The organism is Nonomuraea sp. NPDC004186 (assembly GCF_053603495.1).
On the sequence record NZ_JBSGFQ010000007.1, the window covers coordinates 57,907 to 83,851 of the forward strand.

Genomic DNA, 25,945 nt, shown 5'->3' on the forward strand with positions numbered 1-25,945 from the left:
TGCGGCTAGACTTGGGGCTGTCATGAGTTGTGAACACCTCGTATGCGCGCAGTGCGCCCACCCTGTGATCGAGGGACGCTGCCCCACCTGCCGAGCCAGCAGGGAGCGGATGCACCAGCACGGCTTCGCCGGGCTGTCACCCGCTCTGATCGCTCTGCTGCTGGTCGTCCTGCTCTTCGTGAGCCTGGTGCTCAAGCACCTGAGCGGGCTCTAGTCGGCGGTCCCCGACTCCTGGCGGCGCATCCAGCGGATCTCGGACTCGATGAACTCATCGAGGTCGCCGTCGAGCACGGCCGACGGGTTGCCCGCCTCGGTGGCCGTGCGTAGATCCTTCACGATCTGGTACGGGTGCAGCACGTAGTTGCGGATCTGCGTGCCCCAGGACGTCGTGGTGGCGCCGCGCAGCTCCGACATCTTCTCCGCCTCCTCCTGCCGCTTACGCTCCAGCAGCTTGGCCTGCAGGACGTTCATGGCGGTGGCGCGGTTCTGGAGCTGCGAGCGCTCGTTCTGGCAGGAGACGACGATGCCGCTCGGGAGGTGCGTGATGCGCACCGCCGAGTCGGTCGTGTTGACCCCCTGGCCGCCCGGGCCGCTCGACCGGTAGACGTCGACGCGGATCTCGTCCTCGTTGATGTCGATGTGGTCGGTCTGCTCGACGACCGGCACGACGTCGACCCCGGCGAACGAGGTCTGCCTGCGGCCCTGGTTGTCGAACGGGCTGATGCGGACCAGCCGGTGGGTGCCGTGCTCGCCACGGAGCGTGCCGTACGCGTAGGGAGCCTTGATCGTGAACGTGGCCGACTTGATGCCGGCCTCCTCCGCGTAGGAGGTGTCGTAGACCTCGGTCGAGTAGCCCTTGCGCTCGGCCCAGCGCAGATACATGCGCAGCAGCATCTCGGCCCAGTCGGCGGCGTCGACCCCGCCCGCCTGGGAGTTGATCGTGACGAGCGCCTCACGGGCGTCGTACTCGCCCGAGAGCAGCGTGCGCACCTCTAGAGCCCCGATGTCGGACTTGAGCGTCTCAAGCTCCTTGTCGGCCTCGGCGCGCGTGTCGTCGTCGCCCTCCTCGGCCGCCAGCTCGTAGAGGACGTTGAGATCGTCGAGGCGGCGCGCGACGCCCTCGACGCGGTTGAGCTCACCCTGGAGGTGCGAGAGCTTGCTGGTGACCTTCTGCGCCTGGTCGGGGTCGTCCCACAGGTCCGGTGCGGCAACCTGCTGCTCCAGCTCCTCGATCTGCTTGCGCATCGCGTCGAGGTCGAGCACGTCCTGGATGCTGCGGAGCGTGCCCGCGAGCTCGTTGATCTCTTCTGCCGGATCGATGCCTGCCACGTCTCCCAAGCCTACTTCCCCCGGAGGGCTGCGCCCCCCATCCCGCCCACGTCGTCAAAAGGCGGCTTCTGTTCGGGCACCGGAGGGCCCGCCGCCCCGCGGTCGCGAATAACATGGCGAGGTGCGTGCATACGGTCGGCGGAAGGTGCTGGCGCTCGCCGCCGGCGTACTGGCCGCGGCGACCGCCTGCACGGGCAATGCCCCGGCCGAGCCGTCCAAGGCGGCCGCGACCTCGTCGGCGTCCGCGTCCCCCTCGCCCTCCGTCCCCATGACGGCCGTCACTCAGGCCGAGGCCACGGAGGAGTTCTCCAAGTTCACGGCCACCGACGACACGCTGCGGGCTCCGAGCGAGTTCCAGGGACGCCTGGACATGGAGCTGAAGGACGTCGTGACGGGCGGGCAGTTGCCGCTGACCGCGGCGGCGTTCCTGTCGCATGACTTCGCGCCGCCCCGCTACAGGTGGGGGACGCCGAAGCTGTTCGTGCCGAGGTTCGCGCCGACGGAGCAGGCGCCCTGGTTCAGCGCGCTGGTGACGCGCGACGGCAGCCCGACCCTGCTGACGTTCGCCAAGTCCGCCGACCGGTGGCGGCTCAGCTCCGCGGCCGAGCTCCTGCCCAGGCAGGAGGTGCCGGAGATCCAGCTCGACGCCGACGGCTACGCGACCGCGGTGGCGCCCGACGACAAGTCGGTCACGATCAGCCCGCAGTTCATGGGTCCGGTGCACGCCAGCGTGGCCGAGACCGGGTCCGCGGGGGTCACGGCGGGGCTGCTGGCGGCGGGCCCGTACACGACGGACGTGGCCGAGCAGATCGCCGGCCTCCGGGAGAAGTCGAAGAACGACGGGTTCAGCTACGACTCGATCTTCAGTGCCGACAACTATCCCGTCTACGCGCTGCGCACCAAGGACGGCGGGGCGTTGATCCAATACTCACTCACCCGCACGACGTCCACGACGACGAAGACGGCCGAGGACGACTACATCCCCGTGCCGGAGCAGGCGCAGTGGGCCATCACCACGCCGGTGCTGCGGCGCTCGCTCAAGCTGATCGAGACGCACCAGTACGCCACCGTGGTGCCCCCTCTGAAGGCCCCCGCCGCCGCCGACGTCATCGCCCACGACGGCGCCCTGACACGCGCCTCGGGCCAGTAGCAACTTAGGTTGACTAATTCGCCGGTAGGCAACTATGGTTGCTTGCATGCCGGCCGACATTCCCGAACCCCAGGAGCCCGCTGACGCGCTGGCGGCCGTGGTCGCACTGCGGCGCCTGGCCGATCAGCTGGAGGACGCCGCCGTCGAGCAGGCGATGCGGGCCGGCTGGAGCTGGCCGCAGGTCGCCGAGGCGCTCGGAGTCACCCGTCAAGCGGTGCACAAGAAGCACGTCAAGCGGCTCATCGCCGCCGGCGTCACGCTGAGGAGACGACAGTGAGCGCGATCGACCACTACATCCAGGCCGTCATCCTGCACGGCCAGACCGAGGCCAGGCAGGACGGGTCCGCCGCGATAGAGGCGCACCACCTGCTCCTGGGCATCGCCGCCCAGGAGGGCACCGCCGCCCGCGAGGTCCTGACCTCGGCGGGGCTGGACCGCCAGGCGATCCGCGACGCGCTGGACCGGGAGTTCGAGCACAGCCTGGGCACGGCCGGGGTGTCGGCCGCCTCGTTCGGCCTCCCGGCGCCCACCCCCGACCCGGACCGCCGCGTGAGCCTGGGGGCCTCGGGACGGCTCTGCCTCGAACGCGGCTTCGCCTCCGCCACGGGCAAGAAGGACCTCAGGCCCGGCCACCTGGTGCTCGGGATCCTGGAGGCCGAGGTCGGCACCGTGCCCCGCGCGCTCACCCTGGCAGGGGTGGACCGGGCCGCGCTGGCGACCCGCCTCCGGCAGGTACTGGCGGACGGGAGCTGGTGACCCCCTGGAGCGCCCTGGAAGGCGCCCCACGCCACGCGGCGCTCCGGGCGCACCACCGGGGCACGGCCGAGCACAGGCCCGGGCCGCCGTAGACACAGCGGCCGGGCCGGACCCAGACCGCGGTACGCACGGCGGCCGGGCCCGACCCGCGGTACGCACGGCGGCCGGGCCGGGCCCAGGCCGCCGTGAGCACAGCGGCCTGGCTACGCCTCCGTGTGCGGGAGGTTGCTGGCCGCCACCAGGGTCCGGATCGCCCGCAGCGCGACCGACAGGGTGGCCAGGTCGAAGTGGTCGCTCTCCCAGATCTCCGAGAGCGTCTGCCGCGCCCTGGAGACCGCCGCCGAGTTGGCCTCCGACCACCGGGCCAGCCGCTCCTCCGGCGGCAGCCCCGGCGTGCTGTGGGCCAGCACGTCGCGGGTCAGCGAGGCGTGCGCGGCGTAGAGGTCGTCGCGCAGGGCGGAGCGGGCCATCGAGTTCCAGCGGTTGTCCCGGGGCAGCGCGATGATGCGCTCCCGGAGGCGGGCCAGCTGGAGCCGGTCCGCCAGGTCGAAGTAGACCTCCGCCACCTCGGCGACCGGGCGGCCCGTCAGCGACGCCACCTCCACCAGGTCCAGCATGGAGTACGCGGGCACCATGGCGGCCGCCCGCTCGGCCAGCTCCAGCGGCACCCCCCTGGCCACGAACGAGTCGCGGCGATCCTCGTAGGCGGCCAGGTCGGGCCCGGTCAGCAGCTTGGGGATGTGGGTCAGCAGGCCGTTGACGCCCTTCACGAAGAAGGCGACCGACCCTGCCAGGTCCAGCGGCGGCCGGCGGTTGACCAGCAGCCAGCGGGTGCCGCGCTCGGCCAGCTTGCGGGCCTCCAGCAGCATGGCGATCTGGGTGGCCGTGTCGGCCTTGTTGTCCAGCGCCTCCACGGCCCGGTGGAAGCTGGGCAGGTCGAACACCTCGCGCGCCACGAGGTAGGCACGCACGATGTCGGGGGTCGAGGCCCCGGTCTCCTCCCCGAAGCGGTACATGAACGTGGTGCCCATGGAGTTGACCAGCTCGTTCACCACGCAGGTGGTGATGATCTCGCGCCGCAGCGGGTGGGCGTCCATGTAGGGGCGGAAGCGCTCGCGCAGCGCGGACGGGAAGTACGACACCAGCCACGAGGCCAGGTAGGGGTCGTCGGGCAGGTCGGAGCCCAGCAGCTCGGCGTCGGCGACCAGCTTGGTGTAGGCCAGCAGGACGGAGAACTCGGGCGCGGTCAGGCCGAGCCTGGCCTGGCGGCGCTCGGCCAGCGTCTTGTCCGAGGGCAGGAACTCCAGCTCCCGGTTGACCAGGCCGTCCCGTTCGAGGCGGCGCAGGTAGCGGGAGTGGATGTGGAGCATCTCGACGGCCTGGGTGCGGGCCGCGGCGAGGACCACGTTCTGCGCGTAGTTGTCACGCAGCACCAGGTCGGCGACCTCGTCGGTCATCGAGGTGAAGACCTGGTTGCGCTGCTTGTCGGTCAGCTCGCCGTCGCGGACGACCTGGTCGAGCAGGATCTTGATGTTCACCTCGTGGTCGGAGGTGTCGACCCCCGCCGAGTTGTCGATGAAGTCGGTGTTGACCAGCCCGCCGTTCAGCGCGAACTCGATGCGGGCGAGCTGGGTGAACCCCAGGTTGCCGCCCTCGCCGATGACCTTGCAGCGCAGGTCCGCGGCGTTGACCCGCAGCCCGTCGTTGGCCTTGTCGCCCACGTCCGCGTTGGACTCGGAGCCGGCCTTGACGTAGGTGCCGATGCCGCCGTTCCACAGCAGGTCGACGGGGGCCCGCAGGATGGCGCTGATCAGGTCGTTGGGGGCCAGGGAGGTGACCCCGGCGGGGATGCCGAGCGCCTCGCGCATCTGCGGCGTGATGTGGATGGACTTGGCCGTGCGGGGGAAGATGCCGCCACCGGCCGAGATCAGCTTGGCGTCGTAGTCCTCCCAGGAGCTGCGCGGCAGCTCGAAGAGGCGCTGCCGCTCCGCGTACGAGGTGGCCGCGTCGGGCGAGGGGTCGACGAAGATGTGCCGGTGGTCGAAGGCGGCCACCAGCCGGATGTGGCGGGACAGCAGCATGCCGTTGCCGAACACGTCGCCGGACATGTCTCCGATGCCGGCCACCGTGAAGTCGGTGCTCTGCACGTCCAGGCCCGTGGTCCGGAAGTGGTACTTGACCGACTCCCAGGCTCCGCGGGCGGTGATGCCCATGGCCTTGTGGTCGTAGCCGATCGAGCCGCCGGAGGCGAACGCGTCGCCCAGCCAGAAGCCGTACTCCTTGGCCACGCTGTTGGCGATGTCGGAGAAGGTCGCGGTGCCCTTGTCGGCGGCGACCACGAGGTAGGTGTCGTCGCCGTCGTGCCTGACCACGTCGGGCGGCGGCACGACCTTGCCGTCCACGAGGTTGTCGGTCACGTCGAGCAGGCCGGAGATGAACGTCCGGTAGCAGGCGACGCCTTCGACGAGCATCTCCTCCCGCGTTCCGGACACAGGCGGCTGTTTAACGACAAATCCGCCTTTAGACCCAGTGGGGACGATGACGGTGTTTTTCACCATCTGCGCCTTTACCAGGCCGAGAATCTCCGTACGGAAGTCCTCCATCCGGTCCGACCACCGCAGCCCGCCCCGCGCCACTTTCCCGAAGCGCAGATGCACGCCCTCGACCCGTGGCGAATAGACGAATATTTCGTACTTCGGCCGCGGCAGCGGCAGGACGCTGATCGCCTGCGGGTCGAATTTGAGGGATATGTACGGTTTGCGGTGCCCATCGACCCTTTGGAAGTAATTCGTGCGCAATGTCGCCTGAATCATCTCCAGGTACGCCCGCAGGATCCGGTCCTCGTCCAGCGAGGCCACCTCGTCGAGCGCGCCCAGGATCTCCTCGTTGAGCGCCTCGGCGAGATCGAGCCGCACGTCCTCGCCGCGCCGCGGATCGAGCTTGGCCTCGAAGAAGCTCACCAGCAACCGCGCCAGCCGCACGTTCCCGGCCAGCACCCGCTCCATGTAGGTCTGCGAGAACGTGCCCCCGGCCTGGCGCAGGTACTTGGCGTACACCCGGAGGATCTCGACCTGCTCCCAGGTCAGCCCGGCGCTCAGGATGAGCGAGTTGAGGTCGTCGGCCTCGACCTGCCCCTTCCAGAGGGCGCTGAGCCCGTCCTGGAACAGCCGCTTGAAGTCGTCCCTGCCGACCTCCTCGGTCGGCGTGTACCGCAGGCCGAAGTCGTAGATCCAGGCGTTCTTGGTGTTGGGGTCGTTGTCGCGGTCGATCTCGTACGGCCGCTCGTCCACGACCTCCACGCCGAGCCGCTGGATCAGCGGCAGCGCCTCGGAGAGCGAGATGGGCGAGCCGACCTTGTAGATCTTGAGCCGCCGCTCCCCCTCGGCCGCGTCGTACGGCTCGTAGAGGTTGATGTCCACCTCCGCGCCGTCGCCCACGGCCACGAGGTCCTCCAGGCGGCGCAGGTCCACGACGGCCACCTTGGGCGGGAAGTCCGCCTTGTAACCCTCGGGGAACGCGGAGGCGTACCGCTTGATGAGCGCGGGCGCCTCGTCCTCGGCGGTCCTCCGCCCCAGCTCGGTGGCCAGGTCGTCCTCCCAGGAGCGGGTCAGGGCGGCCAGCCGCGCCTCCAGCTCCTCGACGTCCACGCTCGGCGGCGGGAGCTGCTTGCCCCGCTCGCCCCGCACGACCACGTGCAGCCGGGCCAGCACCGACTCGCCGATCATCGCACTGTAGTCGAGCGACTTGCCGCCCAGGGCCTTCAGCAGCACCTCCTGCATCTTCAGCCGCACCTTGGTGGTGTAGCGGTCGCGCGGCAGGTAGATCAGGCAGGAGATGTAGCGGCCGTAGTCGTCGCGGCGCAGGAAGAGCTTGACCTGCTTGCGCTCGCGCAGCCGCAGCACGCCCAGCGCGATCGGCAGGAGCTGGTCGATCGAGGTCTGGAAGAGCTCGTCGCGCGGGAACGTCTCGAGGATCTCGATCAGGTCCTTGCCGTCGTGGCTGTCGGGCGCCAGCCCGGCCCTGTCCAGCACCTCCGCCAGCTTCCGGCGGAGCACGGGGATCCTGGAGATCGACTCGTTGTACGCCACGTGCGTGAACAGGCCCAGGAAGCGCCGCTCGCCGATCACCTCGCCCTCGGGCGAGAAGATCTTGACGCCGATGTAGTCGAGGTAGGTCGCCCGGTGAACGGTGGCCCTCGAGTTGGCCTTGGTGGTGATCACGAGCTGCTTCTCGCGCGCCTTGGCGCGCACCTCGGCGGGCAGCGCCGAGAAGCTTTCCGAGCCGACCTTGTCGTCGCGCAGGATGCCCAGTGCCGCACCCGGCAGCGCCCGCAGCGTCTCGCCCTCGTCGGTGTGCTCGAGCCGGTACTCGCGGTAACCCAGGAAGGTGAAGTGCCCGTCGGCGAGCCAGCGCAGGAGGTCGATGCTGTCCTCGACCTCCGCGGGCTCCAGCGGCGGCGGGCTCATGCCCAGGTCCTCGGCGGTCTGTACGGCCAGCGCCCGCATCTTCCTGAAGTCCTCGACCGCGTGGCGCACGTCGGTGAGCACCCGCTGCAGGTCGGCCTCGAGCGCCTTGAGCGCCTCGGGATCGGCCTGCCGGTCGACCTCGATGTGCATCCACGACTCGACCAGCATCTGGCCGGTGACGTCCTCCTGGCCGCGGCCGAGCATCCGGCCCGTCATGTCGCGGCGCACCCGCATCTGGGGGTGGACCAGCAGGTGGATGCCCAGGTCGTGGCGGTCGAGCTCCATCGTGACGGAGTCGACGAGGAACGGCATGTCGTCCGTGACCACCTCGACGACCGAGTGGCCCGGGTCCCAGCCGTTCTCGTCCAGCGTGGGGGTGTAGGCGCGGACGACCGCCCGGCCCTGGGGGCGGACCTCGGCCAGCTGCCGCTGCGACATCGCGGGGCCGTACACGTCAACGGGGTTGCGGTCGAGCAGGTCCTCCGGCGCGACGTGCCGGTAGTAGAACCGGAGGAAGGACAGGGCCTCCTCGGGGCCCACATGTTCGCTGCTCGCCGCGCAACTTTCCGCGGCTCGCTGGAGCAGCTCGTCCTTGGCCTCGTCGAGGGGCATTTCGGTCTCACTCCTTTGTGAGGGTTTGCCAAAGCTGTTCATAGCCAGGCCCTTAGCTCCCACAGCAGCGGGAAGTAGTGCAAACGCGTTCTGCCGCGTAGATAGGGGGCGCCTGTCGAGCCGCCGGTGCCCGACTTGGTGCCGATTTGACGTTCGACCATCTGGACATGACGTGTCCGCCACTGCGCGGCGGTCGCGTCGTGCGTCAGCAGGTCTTCGGCCAGTTGCCACAGGTCGTCGTACGACCCGCGGTCCCTCGCCACGGCCAGCAGCGAGCCCATGATCTCGTCGTCGGAGACCGGCAGGCCACGCTGGGAGAGGGCGGTGAGGTAAGCATCCCACAGCGAGGGCTCCTCCAGCCTGCGGCGCAGCCGTGCGAGCTCCGTGTCGCTGGCGTGCCTGAAGCTGCCGAGATAGCGCTCGTCCTTCAGCCCGGACAGGAACTCCAGCTCCCGGAACTGCACCGACTGGAAGCCGCTGGCGGGCGCCAGCTTCTCCCGGAACATGAGGAAGTCCTGGGGCGTCATCGTCTCCAGGACGTCCACCTGCTCGATCAGCACCTTCTCGACCGAGTGCACCCGTCGGAACAGGTGCCTGGCCCGCCAGAGCTCGCCGGCGAACATGGCCTCGCGGGCGTTCTCCAGCTCGTGGAGCAGCAGCTTGAACCACAGCTCGTAGACCTGGTGGATGGTGATGAAGAGCAACTCGTCGGGCGCTTCCGACTGTGGCCGTTGCTGTGCGAGAAGCGCGGGCAGGCGAAGATAGCCGCCGTACGACAGCCGGCCGCCTTCCTCGCCGAACCGCCGATGCGGGGGAACGGGCGCATCTCCGTCGATGCCCACCGAACACCTCCCCCTGACCGTCCGGTCACGCTACACCGGACGCAACGCCTCGCCGTACCGATACCACCCGAAAAGGGCACAGACGTCAACGTACAGACGTCAGCGTGACATCGACCTCGGGGGGTCGTCATCGGAGGCTGCGGGAGCGTTCTTGAGCTCGTCGAGCTCTTCCGGAAGCTCGGCAAGCTCAATCAGCTCCGCCTGGCATCTCTTACACGTATCGAGGTGGCGTTCGAAGGCCTCGTGCTCATCCTCATCGAGGACTCCGAGGACATAGGCAGCCACCTCGTCATGCATCAGCCGGCTACCCCCTTGTCCCGCAGCAGTTCGCGGAGAGCCCGGATCCCGTAATAGAGCCGGGACTTCACCGTGCCCGGAGGTATCCCCAGTATCTCCGCCGCTTCACTAATCGTACGGTCTCGGAGGTAGGTCTGCTCTATGACTTCGCGGTGTTCTTCAGAGAGGCTGCGAAGGGCGTCGGCGACGACCATCCGCGACAGAGCTCGCTCCGAGCCGTCGGGTACGGCCATCATGTCGACTTCGGGCGGCTCGACCTCTTGAGGCCGGACGCTCTTCCGTCGACGTCCATCGATAACGATGCGGCGGGCTACCGTCAGTAGCCACGCCCATATAAGGCTTGGTTCCCACTGCAGTCTTGCCGAGTTTTTCCAGGCTCGGACGAGCGTCTCCTGCACCACGTCTTCGGCCCATTGAAGGTCGTTACCTGTCGATTTGCGTACGTGGCGCAGCAGAGGGCCGCCGAACTCCTGGTAAAGCACCGCGATGCGATGCTCCGCCTCGGCATCCGCACTCTCGAACCTGCCGTCGAGGTGACCTAGCACGGGGCACATCTTTACACCTTCGTTATCTCAGCGGTAGCCACTCCGATAACTCCAGTCATTTCTAACTATCTCCGGCCATGTGCTGAACCAAGCCCGAGAGACTCGCGTACCTCCGACCATGCACAGGCTTTTGCGCGGTGGCGAGCTGTTCATGCTCGGTGGCTTCGTCGTGGCGGCCGCGGTGACGATCGTGCTGGTCATGCCGCCTTCGATCGATCCCGCCGCCACTGCGGCGACCCAGACATCATCGGGGCCCGTCACGGCCGCCGACCGTGACCTGCTCATCAAGGTACGGCAGGCCGGTCTCTGGGAGATGCCCGCGGGCGACTATGCCCAGACCCGCGCCGAGTCCCAGCGCGTCAAGGAAGTCGGCAGGCTGATCATGCAGGACCACCAGAGGCTGGACCTGATGACACGGCAAACCGCCAAGAAGCTCGGTGTGGCACTGCCCAGCGAGCCCAACGCCGATCAGCAGAGCTGGATGGCCCAGCTGGCTGCGGAGCGCGGACCCGCCTTCGACCAGGACTTCGCGAACCTGTTGCGTGCCGCGCACGGCAAGGTCTTCACCGTCGTGGCGGCTGTACGGGCCGGTACGCGCAACGCGGAGATCAGGAAGTTCGCCCAGGAAGGCATCAACTTCGTCATGCGCCACATGACGCTCCTGGAGTCCACCGGCCTGGTCGATCACACGCAGTTGCCCGAGCCTCCGACGCCCTCACCAGCTCCACCCGTCGCGATGGCGGTTGAAAAGAGGAGAGACGCATGACGAGATCTAGACGCATGGCCTCGGCCGTGTCCGCATTGGCCGTGGTGGCCGGCGGATTGGTGTCCGCGGCCGTCATCGGCGTCGGCCCCGCGCGCGCCGACCACTGCGACCCGGCACAGGCCTCCCAGGAGCAGCAGCAGGGTCAGCGGAACCGGAACAACAACCAGAACCAGAACCAGGACCAGCAACAAGATCAAGATCAGCAGGGACAGGATCAGAACCAGCAGGACCAGAACCAGAACCAGGATCAGAACGGGCAGAACCAAGGCCAGAACAACAACCAGAACCAGCAGGACCAGAACAACAACCAGCAGAACAACGACCAGCAGAACGGCCAGCAGCAGAACAACCAGCAGCAGGACCAGAACGGCGACCAGCAGCAGAACGCCGACCAGCAGGGCCAGAGCGGCGGGCGCGCCGTGCTCGACCCGGCCCAGAACCCCGACGCCCAGAACCCCGACGCCCAGAACCCCGACGCCCAGAATCCCGACCCGGAGCAGACCGCCGAGACGTTCGGCCGCCGCAACCGGCCGACCAGGAACCCCGGCCAGGGCAATAACGGGAACAATGGCAACAACGGGAACAACGGCAACGCCTCCCCCAGCCCGTCCCCCACGGCGTCCGAGGAGCACAACGAGAACGAGTGCGCCGACCTGGGCCCGTTCGTCGAGGACTTCGTCGACATCCGCCAGGTAGCGCCGCGTCAGCTTGACGCCCGCATCGGCAGGGGCGGCTCGCGCGGCACCTTCGTCTCCGCGTGCGGGACGAACCGCAACGGCCACAACAACCCGGACAACTTCATCGTCGCCCCCGGCGTGAGCAACGGAGCCCACCACCTCCACGACTACGTGGGCAACCTGTCAACGGACGGCTTCTCCACGGACGAGAGCCTGGCCGCCGCGGGCACCACGTGCCGGCTGGGCGATAAATCCACCTACTTCTGGCCGGTCCTCAGAGACCGCAAGGTGGACGTGAACACTCAGGATGCGGACGGCAACGTCGGCCAGGTGCTGCGTGCACGCTCCGTGACGCTCCAGTTCCGCGGCAACGCCAGCTCCCAGGTCGTCGCGATGCCGAGGTTCCTCAGGCTGATCACCGGTGACGCCAAGGCCGCCACCAACGGCGCCGGCAACGCCAGGGCCGCCTGGAGCTGCACGGGATTCCAAAACCGCATAAGTCCCGACAAATATCCGCTTTGCCCGCGCGGCAGCCAAGTCGTTCGTATTCTGGACTTCCCTAGCTGCTGGGACGGCCAGAACACTGATAGCGCCAATCACCGAACGCACGTGGTCTTCCCTGGACAGGGTGGCGCCTGCCCGCAAGGAACCAAGGCGGTGCCGGCTTTGCGCATGACCCTCACGTACACCGTGCCGCAAGGCCCGTCATTCGCCGTGGACGCCTTCCCTGAACAGAAGCACAACCCCATCACCGACCACGCCGACTTCGCGAACGTGATGCCCGACCGGCTGATGCAGTTCGTCGTCTCTTGCATCAACCGGGGCCGCCGATGCTGATCTGAAAGCCCTCACGGGCTACCCAGCCTTCCGAGTCGCACCCTCACCCGACCTTGGAGGGAACCTTAGATGCTCCACAGACGACACCCCCGGCACACTCCCACCAAGTTAGACACCCGCAGTGTCCGACTGGGAGCCAGCGCCATGGTCATGGCAGTCGTGCTGTCGGCGTTCGCGCTGACCAGGACAGACCGTGGCATAGCAATCCTCGGCCGGGTGGTCGGCTTCCTCGAGTTCTACGTGGGCGTGATGGCCCTGGTGACCTTCACCGCGACCGTCGCGCTCGGCATCATCACCACCGAGCGGGTCTTCCTGTCTCCGGTCAACCGGGTCAGGTCGCAGCTCGCCCACAAGGCCTTCGGCCTTCTCGGGATGATCTTCCTGATCACGCACATCTCCCTCATGATCAGCCTGGGTCACGTGCCGCCGGGCGCGGCGGTCGTCCCGATCGCCGGAATCAACAAGGGTCTCGGCATCCTGGCCTTCGACATGATGATCGTGGCCGTGGCCACGGGACTGCTCAGGAGGCGCTGGGCGGCGAAGGCCAGGCCATGGATGTGGCGGGTGATGCACTCGGTCGCGTACCTGGGCTGGCCCGTCGCCATCATGCACGGCCTGACGGCCGGCCGTCCGCCGGCCGGCTGGGTGGCCTGGTCCTACGTGGCCAGCATCGCGGCGGTCGGCGGAGCGCTGGTCATCCGCGTGCTGGCCGCGGCCTTCCGGCCGCCGGTCACGCTCGAGAAGATCCAGGGGCCGGCGGTGACCAACCCCGCCGCCATGGGCGTACCCGCCGAGCAGCCGCAGAAGGTCGCGGCGGGCAACGCCGCCGCAGCGGCAGCCGCGGCAGCGGCCGCGGGCCCGGGCCCGGCCCAGAGAAGGAACGCACCGGTAAGCCTCGCCGACGCGCGGCGCAGGTATCGGGAGGCCGGATGAGACCGCCTCAGGAGACCCGGTTGACCCCCGCAACCCGACAGGAGCGATCGTGATTCCGGCCCGAGTGCCGCGGGTCTTACGGATGGGTCCGGCCCGGCTGACCGCCGGGCTGGACCAGACCCGCCGACTGGACCTGCCCGCCCACCGCACCCTCCACGGTTCCCCCAAGCCGCGCGACCTGGATCAGCTCATCTCGATGGCCAACGAGGTGGACATGCGCGGCCGGGGCGGCGCGGCGTTCCCGTTCGCGCGCAAGCTGCGGGCCGTCGCCGACGCGGTGGGCTCGAGCGGCGAGTGCGTCGTCCTCATCAACGGCGCCGAGGGCGAGCCGGCCAGCTCCAAGGACGCCATGCTGCTCACCCGCAACCCCCACCTGGTCCTCGACGGCGCCGTGCTGGCCGCCGAGGCGCTGGGCGCCCGCGAGGTGGTTCTCGCCACGGCCGGCGGCGAGGTCGCCGAGGCGTCCGTCAGCGCCGCCGTGGACGAGCGCCGGGCCGCGAACGTCGCCGGCGGCGCGGAGAGCCGTATCCCGATCCGGGTGGTCGGGATCAAGGAACGGTTCATCTCCGGCGAGGGCGGCGCGCTCGTCAACGCCGTCAACGGCGAGATCGGCATCCCGCCCGGCCGCAAGAGGCGGGCCGCGATCAGCGGCGTGGACGGGCTGCCGACCCTGCTGTCCAACACGGAGACGTACGCGCAGCTGGCGCTGCTGGCCGAGCTCGGCCCGGAGAGGTACGCCGAGGTCGGCACCCCCAAGGAGCCCGGCACCATCCTGCTCACCGTCAGCGGCGGCGCGGCCAACGGCGCGGTCATCGAGGCGCCGACCGGAACGTACCTGGCGGACGTGCTCGCGCTCACCGAGGCCGAGATCGGCGACGGGGTGCTCATCGGGGGCTACCACGGCGCCTGGCTGTCGGCCGAGGTGGCGCAGACGGCCGTGATCTCGCGCGAGGGCATGAAGCTCGCCGGCGCGACCCTGGGGGCCGGGATCATCGTCCCGCTCGGCGAGTCGACGTGCTCGCTGGGCGAGGCCGCCCGAGTCACCTCCTACCTGGCGGGCGAGTCGGCCGGCCAGTGCGGCCCGTGCCGGCTCGGCCTGCCGGACCTGGCGTGGGCCATGAACGCGCTGGTCGAGGGCAGCGGCTCCGTGGACGCCGTACGGCGCTGCGTGCGCGGCGTCGAGCGGCGGGGGGCGTGCTTCCACCCGGACGGCACGGCCAAGTTCGTGCTGTCGGCGCTGGACGCGTTCGAGAGCGAGATCGCACTCCATCTGGAGCACGGTTCGTGCGGACGGCCGGTCCGCGGCGCGCTGCCGATGCCCGAGCCCGAGAAGGACTACGTGGAGTACCGGCTGGAGGTCGACTGGTCCCGCTGCGCGGGACACGGACTCTGTGCCCATCTGCTGCCGGAGTTCGTGGAACTGGACGACTACGGGTTCCCGTCGTTCAGGACCGTCCCGGGCTGGATGGCCAAGGAGGCTCGGCGCACGGTCGAGATGTGCCCCGCGCTGGCCCTGCGGATGGTCCAGACCACGGGAGACGGTCACGGTGGTCCGGCTCCGAAGCCGGCCGCCTCGCCGCTGCGGCTGGTCAAGGACGGAGCCCTCAAGAAGCCCGAGAAGAGCGGCCCGCCGCGGCTCACCCGGGTGGGGGGCGCCACCCCCAGGAGCGCGTTCGGAGGGAGCGCCGGCTGAGCCCAGAAGTGACGGAGATGTGACCAAACCTGGCGGGTCATCCGGACGTCTCACCGAGCGGCTCAACACCGATCACACGGAGGCGTCCATGGACCGCCGGGACTTTCTGCATGTCGCCGCGCTCGCCCCGCTGGCCGCCACCGCGCGGTCTACTGGGCGGTCTACTGGCACGTCCGGGCTCTCCGCGCCGCCGCCCAACTGGGCGAGGCTGCGGAGACAGCTGAAGGGCACGCTCGTGCTGCCGGGCGACGCCGGGTACGACACCGCGCGCCGCCTGTACAACCCCGCCTACGACCGGATCCGGCCGGGCGGGGTCGCTTACTGTGCGAGCGCGGCCGACGTGTCGGCGTGCCTGACGTTCGCGCGCACCGGCGGCGTGCCGGTCACCACCCGTTCGGGAGGTCACTCCTACGCGGGCTGGTCCACGGGCCCCGGGCTGGTGATCGACGTGTCCAGGATGAGCTCGGTCGCCTATGCGGGCGGCCGGGCCACGGTCGGCGCGGGAGCCAAGCTGATCGACGTCTACGACAAGCTCGCCCGCCACGGCGTGAGCATCCCCGCGGGCTCCTGCCCCACGGTCGGGGTCGGCGGTCTCACGCTCGGCGGGGGCATCGGCGTGGTGTCCCGGAAGTACGGGCTCACCTGCGACAACCTCCAGTCGGTACGCGTCGTCACGGCCGACGGCCGGACGCTGGACTGCGACGCCGCGCGCAACGCCGGCCTCTACTGGGCCTGCAGGGGCGGTGGCGGCGGGAACTTCGGCGTGGCGGTGTCCTTCACGTTCAGGACGTTCGCGGCGCGCGACGTCACCGTGTTCTTCCTGCACTGGCCGTGGGCCAAGGCGGGGGCCGCGGTCAAGGCGTGGCAGTCGTGGGGGCCTTCGGCGCCGGACGAGCTGTGGTCCTCGCTGCACCTGGGACGCTCGGGCGGCGGCCTGGACGTCGCGATCGTCGGCACGTACGTGGGCGGCAGGCCCGCGCTCGACCGGCTGCTGGCCCCGCTCATCGGCAAGATCGGGCAGCCCTCCTCCCGCTCGGCCCGGACGGTCCCCTATCTGGACGGCATGAAGATCATGGGCGGCTGCGCGGCCATGTCGATCGCCGAGTGCCGGCGGATGCCGCGGGAGGCGTTCGCGGCCAAGTCGCACATGGCGTACCGGAAGCTGCCGGCGGACGGCGTGCGGGCGCTGGTGGACGGGGTGGCGCGCGGCGGGCGGCACTCGGTGCTGCTGGACGCCATGGGCGGGGCCATCGGCCGGGTCGGTCCGGCGGACACGGCGTTCCCGCATCGGGCGGCGCTCTACAGCGTGCAGTATTACGCGGAGGGGACGGATCGGCGGTGGCTGCGCGGGCTACATTCCGACATGTCCCCATTTTTTGGGGATCATGCTTACGTTAATTACATCGACCCCGATTTGAGTAATTGGCGAAATGCGTACTACGGGCCAAATGCGGCCCGGCTGGCCGAGGTGAAATCCACGTACGACCCCGGCCGGCTGTTCCGGCTGCCCCAGGGCATCTAGATCTGTCCGCGTACGTACACCGGCTCCCCCTCCTTCACCATGTTGAACACGCGCACGGACGTCGACAGCGGCATGCGTACGCAGCCGTGCGAGGCGGGCCTGAGCGGCACCTCCGTCGAGCCGTGCATGGCGATGCCGCCGACGAAGTAGAGCGAGTTGAACATCGAGCCCAGCAGGCCCGTCGTCCAGCCGGGCGCCTTCCTGGTCACCCGGAAGTCGCCCACCGGCGTGACCGCGTTGCCGCAGTGGCCCTTCTCGCAGTACTGCACCTCGGCGCCGGTGGAGACGTGGGTGACCAGCACCGGGCGGTTGTCGCGATAGATGGTGAGCAGTTGGCGGGTCAGGCTGATCTCGATCCGGTTCGCGCCGCCCTGCGGCACCAGCGGGCGCAGGCCCTTGCTCCGCCTGAGCGCCGCCCACGTCTTCGGCCCCACCTCGCCCCTCGGCACCATCCCCCTGCTCTTGTGCAACCCCCAGACCGCGTACCTCGTCTGCTCGTCATAGACGCCGTGCGCCTGGCCGAAGTAGAAGCCGCCGTCGTGCAGGCGCCGCTGGAGCTGCCTGACCATCTCGCCCCGATCACCCGGCCGCAGCACACCGATCTTCCCGGCGCGGGCGCCCTTGACGCCCTTGACCACCCGGACCTGCTTCACCGGCTCCGGCACCGTCTCCACCGCCGGGACCGGCATCACGTCCGGCACCGCCTCCACCGCCGGGACGCCCGTGTCGGTCTGGACGCCCGGGTCCCCCTGCGGGAGCTCGTCCGCCAGAGCGGGCGCCGCGGCCAGCAGCGGCAGAAAACATCCCGCGGCCAGCGCCGCCATTCCCCTTATCCTCATAAATCGACGCGTACCCAGATCGCCGATAATTCACATCCAACGGGAGGTTTTGTCAAGCAAAGTCCGCGAGAATATCAATTCCGGTAAATACCGGCATTTCCGCTTTATTCGCTATTCGATCACGCGTCGCGGTACCGGAGGAGCAGACCGCCCCCCACGAGGGAGGCGGCGGACCAGGCGGCGAGGACGCCGAGGCCCGCCCACGGTCCGATGGGGAGGGACGCGAGATCCACGGTCGTCTGGACGGCCAGCCCGGCGTTCGTCGGGGACAGCGTCCACAGGAGCCGCCGCACCTCGGGGTCCGCGACCATGAGGATCACGACCGGGAACACGTACAGGAGCCCGATCACGACCCCGGCGGCCGCGGCCGAGTCGCGTACGGCGGTGGCCAGGCCGAGGCTCAGCAGCGCGATCAGCACCAGGTAGAGGACCGAGCCGACGGCGGCGCGCAGGGTCGGCCCGTCGGCCAGGGACAGCGGCGGGTAGCCGTGCGCGGCCGTGAAGCCGCTGCCCGGCAGCAGGAGCCGTCCCGCCAGCACGGACCCGAGCACCGCGAGGGTCCCCGCGCCCAGCGTGAGCCCGCCGACCACCACCGCCTTGGCGGCCAGGGCGGTGGCCCGGCGCGGCATCGCGGTGAGGCTGGTGCGGATCATGCCGGTGCTGTACTCGCCGCAGACCGCCACCACGGCCAGCAGCGCCACCATCGCCTGGCCCAGCTGGACCCCGACGAGGCTGATCCTGGCCGCGTCCTGCCCGCACCCCGCCGTCGCGCAGGACACGACGGCCGCCGCGAGGGCGCTCAGGGCCACGGTCAGCACGACGGCCCCGGCCAGCAGCCACCCGGGCCCCGCCACCGTCCGCAGCTTGGTCCACTCGGCGTGTATCTCGCGTCTCATACGTCCCTCCGGCGCAACCGGTGGGCGGCCAGGGCCAGGGCGAGCGCGGCGTACGCGCACAGGACCGCGAACCCCGCCCAGGGCGGCAGCGGGAAGAAGCCCTCCGCCGGGGCGAACCGGGCGGTCATCTGCTCGTACGTGACCGTGCTCTGCTGGATCGCGAAGCCCGCCGCCGGGGTGAGCCGCAGCAGCCACCGCGCCACCTCGTCGGGCAGCAGGGACGCGGTCGCCAGCAGGTACGGGACGACGATCGCCACGATGGCCGCGATGACGGCCACCGCGCTGCGCCGGAACAGCGACCCGAGAGCGAGCGCGAAGACCGCCACCACGGCGAGCAACGCGGCCGTCCCGGCGATCACCCGAAGTCCGGTGAGCGGCGCCAGGGGCGCGAGGACGTTGCCGTTGCCCGCCAGGAGAGCCCGTCCGAACGGCACCGTGACGGCGGCGGCGACCAGCCCGAAGACGAAGACGGCCACGGAGATCACGACGGCCTTGGCCGCCAGCGCCCGGCCGCGCCGCGGGGCGGCCAGCAGGGTGGTGCGGACGATCCCGCGCCGGTACTCCGCGGTGACGAACGACACCGCGACCACGATGACGACGACCAGCCCCGCCAGCACCCCGGTCAGGACGCGCTCGGCGGGCATGCCCTCCAGGGCCGGCGCGATGTCGCCGACTCCCGTGATCCTGAACGTGTCACCGGAGCGCACGAGCCCGCCCGGATGGTGCGGGGTGCCGTCGACCTCGAGCGTGACGCCGATGTCGTCGCGGGTCCACGAACCCCCGGAGGCCACGCCCCGCACGCTGACCTGGTCCATGTCGGCGGTGACCTCGGCGAAGCGGGAGGCCGTCGCGGCCCCGCCGATCACGTTGGAGGTCACGGTCAGGTCGCCGGGAGAGGCCGCGAACAACCCGACGCGGACCCTCCCGGCCGCCATCCGGGCGGTGCCCACCCTGGTCCACCGCGAGCCGTCGGCCGACTCCTCGCCGACGATCGTCTCGCCGGTACGGGTCAACCGCAGCCACCGCGGAGCCCCGCCGGGCCGCCCCGCCACGTCCTCGGTGAAGTCGTGCTGCATCCGCACCCCGTGGCTGCCGGTGACCATCACCGCCGCGTACGCGGCTCCCTGGCGGACGCTCTGCTTGATCATGACCCCGGCCTTGGCCCACGGCGTGACGCCGGGGACGACGTTCCGGACACCGGGGGTCACGTCGGGCTTGCGGAGCTGCCCGGTCAGGTTGTTCACGCGTACGGTGATGCTGCCGTCGCCGTCGAGCTGCTGGTGGACGAAGTAGAACCGGTCCTCCACGGCCTCGCCGGCGGGCCCGGTCGGCGGCGCGGGACAGGGCACCTCGATCGGGCCTTTCATGCAGGAGGAGCGGCTGCCGGTCGCGAAGAGCACCCCGAGCAGGACGATGAGCAGCGTCGTCAGCGTCAGGCCCGCCATCCAGCCGCGTACCGTGCGGAGTTTGGTCCACTCGGCCCGCAGCAGCTGCGCGAAGCCGTCGCGCCCGGCCCGCAGGCCCGAGCGGTAGGGGGTCACGGCGGTCATCGCGCCGCCCCCTTGAACTCGACCGCGTCCCTGGTCAGATCCAGGTACGCCTCCTCCAGCGACGCCCGGTGGGCCGCGACCTCGGAGAACGGCACCGCCCGCGAGGCGAGCAGCCGCACGATGTGCTCGGACGCCAGCCCGGAGACGACCAGCGTGTCGCGATCGGTGACGGTCACGGTGCCCCCGGCCGCGGCCAGCACCGACATCGCCTCCGGACGCGCCTGCGTGCGCAGCGTGACCCGGTCCCGTGAGGCGGTCGCGATCAGGTCGGCCACGCTGGTGTCCGCGACGACCCGGCCCCTGCCCACCACCACGAGATGGCCGGCGGTGTCCTGGAGCTCGCTCATCAGGTGACTGGACACCAGCACGGCACGCCCCTCCGCGGCCAGCGACCGCAGGAAGCCCCGGATCCACACGATGCCCTCGGGGTCGAGGCCGTTGAACGGCTCGTCCAGCATGAGCACCGGCGGGTCGCCGAGCAGCGCGGCGGCGATGCCGAGGCGCTGGCGCATGCCGAGCGAGTAGCCGCCCGCCCGGCGCCGGGCCGCGGGCGTCAGCCCGACCTGCTCGATCACCTCGTCCACCCGCCCGGCGCCCAGCCCCTGGGAGTGGGCCAGCCACAGGAGGTGGTTGCGCGCGGTGCGGCCCGGTTGCAGCGCGGCCGCGTCCAGCAGCGCGCCGACGTGGCTCAGCGGGCTGCGCAGGCTCGCGTACGGGCGCCCGCCGACCAGGGCGTGGCCCTCGTCGGCCGCGTCCAGTCCGAGCACCACCCGCATGGTGGTGGACTTGCCCGCGCCGTTCGGCCCGACGAACCCGGTGACCTGGCCGGGCAGCACGGTGAACGTCATCCCGTCCAGCGCCCGGGTCTGGCCGAACCGCTTGCGCAGGCCGCTGACTTCGATGGTTGCTTCCACGGCAGGCAGACTAGGCAGCGGGCCCGGCCCGGGTCGTCACGCGGCGGAGCGATCTGCGGCGTCACTGGCGCCAGCTACACCTCGTCCCTCTTACGAGGGATGCCACAATTGCCCGCGCCCGGGACAATGACCTGGTGGAACGAGTGCAGGACCGGAGGTGGAGCCGTATCGTCGCGGTGCCGCTCGCGTGGGCGCGCCGGATCGGGGCGGCCGTGCCGTACGGTCCCGCCGCGGCCCGGCAGCTGCCGGTCGTGCTCGGGGTGGCCCTGGCGGTGCTCGCGGTGGCCGAGTCGGTCGTGCAGTCCGGGAGCGCGCCCGCGCTCTCGGAGACCGTGAGCGCGCCGGTGGGCGGTCAGCCCGTGAGCCCCGACGCGCTGTCGCCGGCCGGTGACGGCACGGCCCCGCTGCTCCTCGTGGTGTTCCCCCTGCTCGCGCTGGCCACCACGCTGCCGCTCCCCCTCCTGTGGGCCCAGCCGTCCGTGGCGGCGCTCCTGGCGACCGGGGCGGGCGCGCTGTCGGTCCTGGCCTTCCACACGCTGACCGTGGCGGGCGCGGCGGCGCAGCTCATCGCCGGTTACCGGGCGGGCCGCCACGGTGCGCCGGCGGCGGCCGTGCTCGTCGCGGTGCCGTACCCGGTGCTGGCCGTGGCGATCGGGCCGGGCGAGCGTGTGCGGGCGCTCACGCTGCTGCTCGCCTGCCTGGCCCCGGCGCTGGCGCTGGCCGGGATCGCCGTACGGGCCCGCCGCAGGGCCCGGGCCGACACCGCCGCCCGGCAGGTCATGGCCGACAGCCTGATCGAGCACACCGCCCGAGGCGAGCGCGCCCGCATCGCCCGCGAGCTGCACGACGTGGTCGCCCACCACATCTCCATGGTCGCCGTCCAGGCCGAGACCGCCCGGCTGGCCGTCCCCGGCATGCCGGAGGCGGGCGCGGAGCGGCTGCTGGCCATCGGCGACACCGCGCGGGCGGCGCTGACCGAGATGCGGCGGCTGCTCGGCGTGCTGCGCGAGGACGCCGAGGCCGATTCGGCCCGGCATCCCCAGCCCGGGCTGGGCCTGCACGAGCTCAACGAGCTGCTCGACGAGTCGCGCGAGGCGTCGGGCACGACCACCCGGCTCGTCCTGCGGGGCTCGCCGGTGGAGCTCGATCCCGGCGTGGAGCTGGCCGCGTACCGGATCATCCAGGAGGCGCTCACCAACGCGCGCCGCCACGCGCCCGGGGCCGCCGTGGACGTGGAGCTCGACTACACCGGCCCCGGCCTGCGCCTGCTCGTCCGCGACAACGGCCCGGGGCCGGTGGACCCGGAAGGGGGAGGACCCAATGGTGGGCATGGCCTGTCCGGGATGCGCGAGCGGGCCGTGGCCGTCGGCGGCGAGCTCCGCACGGGCCCCGCCCAGGGCGGCGGGTTCCTCGTGGAGGCCCGCCTGCCCGGACGGGACGAGGAGGGCGGATGAGCGGGCCCGCCAGGCTCAGGATCGTGATCGCCGACGACCACCTGGTGGTGCGGACGGGGTTCGCCGAGTTGCTCGACACCCAGCTGGACTTCGAGGTCGCGGGCACCGCCGCCGACGGGGCCGAGGCGGTGCGGGTCTGCCGCGAGCTGTCCCCCGACGTGGTGCTCATGGACGTGCGCATGCCGGTCATGGACGGCATCGAGGCCACCAGGCGCCTCAACGGCGGGCCGAGAGTGCTCATCCTGACCACGTTCGACCTGGACGAGTACGTCTACGACGCCCTGCGCGCCGGAGCCAGCGGCTTCCTGCTCAAGGACGTCACCGCCGAGCGCCTCTTCGACGCCGTACGCGTGATCGCCGCCGGCGAGGCGCTGCTGGCCCCGGCCGTCACCCGCCGCCTCATCAGCGAGTTCGCCCGCATGGGCGGCCCGAGACCGGCGGCGGAGACGCTGTCCGCGCTGACCCCGCGCGAGACGCAGGTCCTGCGGCTGGTCGCCGAGGGCCTGTCCAACCCCGAGATCGCGGCCAGGCTGGTGGTCACCGAGGAGACCGTCAAGACCCACGTGAGCCGGGTGCTGAACAAGCTCGGCCTGCGCGACAGAACCCAGGCCGTCGTCATGGCGTACGAGACGGGCCTGGTCGTGCCGCGCGGCCGGGCGTGAACATCAGAAGTCGAACTTGTCGATGTTGTCCTTGTTGAACACGGTCGGCTTGCCCAGCAGCACCTCGCCCTTGGCCCCGATCGTGTACTCGCCGAGCTTGCCGGCCTTGAACTTCTCCCCTTCGGCCCCGGTGATCTGCCCGGACGCCAGCGCCGCCGCCGCGTACGAGGCCAGGTAGCCCAGGTCGGCCGGGTTCCACAGCTCGAACGCCTCGATGGTGCCGTCCTTGACGAACTTCCTGAGCTGGTTGGGGGTGCCGAGCCCGGTCAGCTTGACCTTGCCCTTGGACGGCGAGTCCGACAGGTAGCGGGCCGCCGCGGCGATGCCCACGGTCGTGGGCGAGATGATGCCCACCAGGTCCGGATACGAGCGCAGCAGCCCCTGCGTCTCGGTGAACGACTTCTGGTCGTCGTCGTTGCCGTAGGCGACCTTGACCAGCTCCATGTCCTTGTACTCGGGCTTCTTGAGCTCGTCCTTCATGAAGTCGATCCAGGTGTTCTGGTTCGTCGCGTTGGGGGTGGCGGAGAGCACGGCGATCTTGCCCTTGTGCCCGATCTGCTCGGCCAGCAACTGCACCTCGGTCCGGCCCAGGTCCTCGGGGCTGGCCTGGTTGACGAACACGTCGCGGCCCTCGGGGGCGGTGTCGGAGTCGTAGCTGACGACCTTGACCCCGGCGGCCCTGGCCTGCTTGAGCGCGGGCACGACGGCGTTGGGGTCGTTCGCGGAGATGACGATGGCGTCCTGCTTCTGCTGCATCAGCGTGTTGATGTAGGAGACCTGCGAGGACGCGCTGGCGTCGGACGGCCCGACCTCCTTGCCCTCGCCGCCGAACTCCTTGGCGGCCGCGATCCCGCCGCCGTCGGCGATCGTGAAGTACGGGTTGTTGACCTGCTTGGGCAGGAACGCGATCTTCAGTCCCTGCTTGAGCGGGGCATTGGGATCCACGGCCGGGGCCGAGGAGGCGGCGGCCGTGGCGGAGGCGGAGGACTGTTGTGCCACGTCGCTCTTGGTGGTGCCGCCGCAGGCGGCCGTCAGCAGGACGAGTCCGGCAAGGAGCGCCGTCGGCCGCCAAGGGGTGCGCGTTGTCATGAAACGGACTTCCCTTCCACTTGTGGTGAGGTGCGCCGCCGCCATACCGCCCCCAGGTTCGGCGCCAGCACGGATGCGACGAGCAGCAGGCCCGTCACGAAGTTCAGGACCTCGTTGGCCACGTCGGCGAGGATGAGCGCGTTGCGCACGACGCCGAGCAGCAGCACCGCCATGAGGACTCCGGGCAGCGTGCCGCGCCCGCCGAAGATCGACACGCCGCCGAGGAGCACGGCGGCCACCACGGCCAGCTCGAGCCCGACGCCGTTGTCCGCCCTGGCGCTGGCGTAGCGGAACGTGTAGACGAGGGAGGCCAGCGACGCCATCACCCCGGAGGCCACGAACAGCCAGAACTTGATCCGCTTGACCCGGACGCCCGCGAAGTAGGCGGCCTCCACGTTCGAGCCGAGCGCGACGATGGAGCGGCCCAGCCCGGTCGCGTGCAGCAGCGTGGCCGCCACCGCCGCCAGCACCCCGACCAGCACGGACGCCAGCGGGATCGGGCCGACGGACGCGGTGGCCAGGCTCGTGTACGCGGGCGGCAGGTCGGCCACCGCCTGGTCGCCCAGCATGACGTACGCCAGCCCGCGGAACAGCGCGAACGTCCCGATGGTGACCGCGAGCGAGGGCAGGCCGAGGCGGGTGACGAGCAGCCCGTTGAACGCGCCGCACAGGGCGCCCACCAGCAGGCAGATGGGCATGATCGCCTCGATCGGCAGCCCCGCGTTCCACAGTTGGCCGAGCACCGCGCACGACAGGCCCAGCGTGGAGGCCACCGACAGGTCGATCTCGGCCGCCACGATGACCAGCGTCATCGTCAGGGCCATGAGGGCGATCTCGGTGGTGTCGAGGAGCAGGAAGGAGACGTTGGACCCGTTCGCGAACCCGTCCACGCCGAGCGAGGCCCAGACGGTCACGCCGACGAGCAGCACGAGGATGAGCCCCTCCCACCGGCGCGCCATCCGAGCGAGATCAGCTGCCATCGGCGGTCCTCCCGGGAGCGGGCTCTGCAGGATCGGTAGGTTCGGTGGCATCGTGGAATCTGCGGCGGCGCAGGGCCGCGGCGACGCGGAGCGCGAGCACGCGGTCGAGGACGATGGCGGCCAGCAGCAGGGCGCCGTTGATGGCGGTCTGGGCGAGCGCGTCCACCCGGAGCACGGCCAGCGCGCTGGTGATGCCGGTCAGCAGGAGTGCCCCGAGCGCCGCCCCGTACACCGTGCCGCTGCCGCCGAAGATGGCCACCCCGCCCACCACGACGGCGGCGACCACGTCGAGCTCCTTACCGGTCGCCACGGTGGCGTCCACGGTGCCGAAGCGGGCCGCCCACATGACCCCGGCCAGCCCCGCCAACGCCCCGTTGGCCACGAACGCCGCGACGATCCTGCGCCGCACCCGGATCCCGGCCAGCACGGCCGCCTCGGGGTTGGAGCCGATGGCGTACAGCTCGCGGCCGGCGCGCAGGTTGCCCAGCATCCACCCGACCGCCAGCAGCACGACCAGGGCGACCAGCGCGAGCAGCGGCACGCCGAGCACCGAGCGCGTCCCCAGGGACAGGAAGCCGTCGGGCATGTCGGCCGCGTTCACCTGGCGTCCGCCGGCCCAGGCGAAGTCGATGCCGCGGAAGGCGTACAGGGTGCCGAGGGTGGCCACCAGCGCGGGCACCTTGGCCGCCCCGACGAGCAGCCCGTTGACCGCCCCGCACAGGGCGCCGAGCACCACGCAGCCCGTGATCACGACCGGGATCGGCACGCCCGGGTGGTCGGCCAGGATCAGCGCGCCACCGAAAGCCGACAGCCCCACCACGGAGCTGACGGACAGGTCCACGTTCCTGGTGATGACCACGAGCGTCTGGCCGACGGCGAGCATGGCGACGATGGCGGAGTTCAGCAGGATGTCGCGCAGGCTGGCGTAGGTGAGGAAGGACGGGTTGACGGCGCCGGTGACGCCGAAGAGGAGGCCCAGCGCGACCACGATGCCCAGCTCGCGCACCCGCGCGACGCGGTCCACGAGCCGCCGCCCGCCGTTGCGCCGCACGGCCTCGGTCCTGGTGGCGGTGGCGGTCACGCGCGGCTCCTTCCGGTGGCGGTCACGCCGGGCTCCTTCCGGTGGCGGTCACGCG

The 25,945-nt window shown here is 70.7% G+C and carries 22 protein-coding genes; 10 read left to right on the plus strand and 12 right to left on the minus strand.

The window, feature by feature from the left end; genetic code table 11:
• Window positions 1-210 precede the first annotated feature (210 nt).
• Window positions 211-1,329 carry a peptide chain release factor 2 gene (prfB, locus tag ACWEPL_RS07730; RefSeq protein WP_363962523.1) on the minus strand — a complete coding sequence of 373 codons (1,119 nt, stop codon included), beginning with the start codon at window positions 1,327-1,329 and terminating at the stop codon, window positions 211-213.
• A gap of 121 nt (window positions 1,330-1,450) precedes the next feature.
• On the opposite strand from prfB, the gene ACWEPL_RS07735 reads away from it, so the two are divergent.
• The 3 genes from ACWEPL_RS07735 to ACWEPL_RS07745 are packed head-to-tail and all read left to right on the plus strand — an operon-like array spanning window position 1,451 to window position 3,235.
• Window positions 1,451-2,479, plus strand: coding sequence for a hypothetical protein (locus tag ACWEPL_RS07735; RefSeq protein ID WP_452435523.1), 1,029 nt, complete (start codon window positions 1,451-1,453; stop codon window positions 2,477-2,479).
• A gap of 46 nt (window positions 2,480-2,525) precedes the next feature.
• Window positions 2,526-2,756 (plus strand): hypothetical protein, encoded by a 231-nt coding sequence (locus tag ACWEPL_RS07740; protein ID WP_350728452.1) that lies wholly within the window; start codon window positions 2,526-2,528, stop codon window positions 2,754-2,756.
• Entirely contained in the window at window positions 2,753-3,235 is a 483-nt protein-coding gene (locus ACWEPL_RS07745; protein WP_363962521.1) for a Clp protease N-terminal domain-containing protein, read from the plus strand. Before ACWEPL_RS07740 ends, ACWEPL_RS07745 begins: the two co-directional genes overlap by 4 nt.
• Before the next feature lie 203 nt (window positions 3,236-3,438).
• Here the strand turns inward: ACWEPL_RS07745 and ACWEPL_RS07750 are convergent, their stop codons facing one another.
• From ACWEPL_RS07750 to ACWEPL_RS07765, 4 genes are all read right to left on the minus strand, one after another.
• The gene (locus ACWEPL_RS07750) at window positions 3,439-8,313 is read right to left on the minus strand and encodes an NAD-glutamate dehydrogenase (protein WP_363962520.1); all 4,875 of its coding nucleotides are present in this window, start codon (window positions 8,311-8,313) and stop codon (window positions 3,439-3,441) included.
• A gap of 38 nt (window positions 8,314-8,351) precedes the next feature.
• Window positions 8,352-9,155, minus strand: a complete 804-nt coding sequence (locus ACWEPL_RS07755; protein ID WP_363962519.1) for a tryptophan 2,3-dioxygenase — start codon at window positions 9,153-9,155, stop codon at window positions 8,352-8,354.
• Window positions 9,156-9,254: 99 nt separating this feature from the next.
• Window positions 9,255-9,452, minus strand: coding sequence for a zf-HC2 domain-containing protein (locus tag ACWEPL_RS07760; RefSeq protein WP_363962518.1), 198 nt, complete (start codon window positions 9,450-9,452; stop codon window positions 9,255-9,257).
• Complete coding sequence (locus ACWEPL_RS07765) at window positions 9,452-9,997, minus strand: sigma-70 family RNA polymerase sigma factor (RefSeq protein ID WP_185071037.1); 546 nt, start codon at window positions 9,995-9,997, stop codon at window positions 9,452-9,454. Before ACWEPL_RS07765 ends, ACWEPL_RS07760 begins: the two co-directional genes overlap by 1 nt.
• Window positions 9,998-10,115: 118 nt before the next feature.
• On the opposite strand from ACWEPL_RS07765, the gene ACWEPL_RS07770 reads away from it, so the two are divergent.
• The 5 genes from ACWEPL_RS07770 (at window position 10,116) to ACWEPL_RS07790 (ending at window position 16,425) form a co-directional block, all read left to right on the plus strand.
• On the plus strand, window positions 10,116-10,763 hold the full coding sequence (locus ACWEPL_RS07770; protein WP_350728448.1) for a DUF4142 domain-containing protein: 648 nt from the start codon (window positions 10,116-10,118) through the stop codon (window positions 10,761-10,763).
• Window positions 10,760-12,277, plus strand: coding sequence for a DUF1996 domain-containing protein (locus tag ACWEPL_RS07775; RefSeq protein ID WP_452435524.1), 1,518 nt, complete (start codon window positions 10,760-10,762; stop codon window positions 12,275-12,277). Before ACWEPL_RS07770 ends, ACWEPL_RS07775 begins: the two co-directional genes overlap by 4 nt.
• Window positions 12,278-12,421: 144 nt before the next feature.
• The gene (locus ACWEPL_RS07780) at window positions 12,422-13,210 is read left to right on the plus strand and encodes a hypothetical protein (protein WP_355190844.1); all 789 of its coding nucleotides are present in this window, start codon (window positions 12,422-12,424) and stop codon (window positions 13,208-13,210) included.
• Window positions 13,211-13,259: 49 nt separating this feature from the next.
• Window positions 13,260-14,903 carry an NADH-ubiquinone oxidoreductase-F iron-sulfur binding region domain-containing protein gene (locus ACWEPL_RS07785; RefSeq protein ID WP_452435525.1) on the plus strand — a complete coding sequence of 548 codons (1,644 nt, stop codon included), beginning with the start codon at window positions 13,260-13,262 and terminating at the stop codon, window positions 14,901-14,903.
• An 88-nt stretch (window positions 14,904-14,991) separates the two neighbouring features.
• On the plus strand, window positions 14,992-16,425 hold the full coding sequence (locus ACWEPL_RS07790) for an FAD-binding oxidoreductase (RefSeq protein ID WP_452435526.1): 1,434 nt from the start codon (window positions 14,992-14,994) through the stop codon (window positions 16,423-16,425).
• Here ACWEPL_RS07790 and ACWEPL_RS07795 read toward each other — a convergent pair.
• The 4 genes from ACWEPL_RS07795 to ACWEPL_RS07810 all read right to left on the minus strand — a co-directional run bounded on the left by ACWEPL_RS07795 (window position 16,422) and on the right by ACWEPL_RS07810 (window position 20,624).
• A complete protein-coding gene (locus ACWEPL_RS07795; RefSeq protein ID WP_452435527.1) occupies window positions 16,422-17,249 on the minus strand; it encodes a L,D-transpeptidase family protein in 828 nt (275 codons plus the stop codon). The two genes, ACWEPL_RS07790 and ACWEPL_RS07795, sit on opposite strands and share 4 nt — an antisense overlap.
• 134 nt (window positions 17,250-17,383) lie before the next feature.
• Window positions 17,384-18,160, minus strand: coding sequence for an ABC transporter permease (locus tag ACWEPL_RS07800; protein ID WP_355190838.1), 777 nt, complete (start codon window positions 18,158-18,160; stop codon window positions 17,384-17,386).
• Window positions 18,157-19,710: an ABC transporter permease subunit gene (locus ACWEPL_RS07805; RefSeq protein WP_452435528.1), complete on the minus strand. Its 1,554-nt coding sequence runs from the start codon at window positions 19,708-19,710 to the stop codon at window positions 18,157-18,159. Before ACWEPL_RS07805 ends, ACWEPL_RS07800 begins: the two co-directional genes overlap by 4 nt.
• The gene (locus ACWEPL_RS07810) at window positions 19,707-20,624 is read right to left on the minus strand and encodes an ATP-binding cassette domain-containing protein (protein ID WP_363962511.1); all 918 of its coding nucleotides are present in this window, start codon (window positions 20,622-20,624) and stop codon (window positions 19,707-19,709) included. Before ACWEPL_RS07810 ends, ACWEPL_RS07805 begins: the two co-directional genes overlap by 4 nt.
• Before the next feature lie 134 nt (window positions 20,625-20,758).
• On the opposite strand from ACWEPL_RS07810, the gene ACWEPL_RS07815 reads away from it, so the two are divergent.
• Together ACWEPL_RS07815 and ACWEPL_RS07820 are read left to right on the plus strand one after the other, a co-directional pair.
• Complete coding sequence (locus ACWEPL_RS07815; protein WP_452435529.1) at window positions 20,759-22,078, plus strand: sensor histidine kinase; 1,320 nt, start codon at window positions 20,759-20,761, stop codon at window positions 22,076-22,078.
• Window positions 22,075-22,740, plus strand: coding sequence for a response regulator (locus ACWEPL_RS07820; protein WP_452435530.1), 666 nt, complete (start codon window positions 22,075-22,077; stop codon window positions 22,738-22,740). The genes ACWEPL_RS07815 and ACWEPL_RS07820 overlap by 4 nt, the downstream gene beginning before the upstream one ends.
• Window positions 22,741-22,743: 3 nt before the next feature.
• Here the strand turns inward: ACWEPL_RS07820 and rhaS are convergent, their stop codons facing one another.
• The 3 genes from rhaS to ACWEPL_RS07835 are packed head-to-tail and all read right to left on the minus strand — an operon-like array spanning window position 22,744 to window position 25,890.
• Window positions 22,744-23,829 (minus strand): rhamnose ABC transporter substrate-binding protein, encoded by a 1,086-nt coding sequence (gene rhaS / locus ACWEPL_RS07825; RefSeq protein ID WP_452435531.1) that lies wholly within the window; start codon window positions 23,827-23,829, stop codon window positions 22,744-22,746.
• A complete protein-coding gene (locus ACWEPL_RS07830; RefSeq protein WP_452435532.1) occupies window positions 23,826-24,809 on the minus strand; it encodes an ABC transporter permease in 984 nt (327 codons plus the stop codon). The genes rhaS and ACWEPL_RS07830 overlap by 4 nt, the downstream gene beginning before the upstream one ends.
• Window positions 24,799-25,890 (minus strand): ABC transporter permease, encoded by a 1,092-nt coding sequence (locus ACWEPL_RS07835; RefSeq protein ID WP_452435533.1) that lies wholly within the window; start codon window positions 25,888-25,890, stop codon window positions 24,799-24,801. Before ACWEPL_RS07835 ends, ACWEPL_RS07830 begins: the two co-directional genes overlap by 11 nt.
• Window positions 25,891-25,945: the final 55 nt, after the last annotated feature.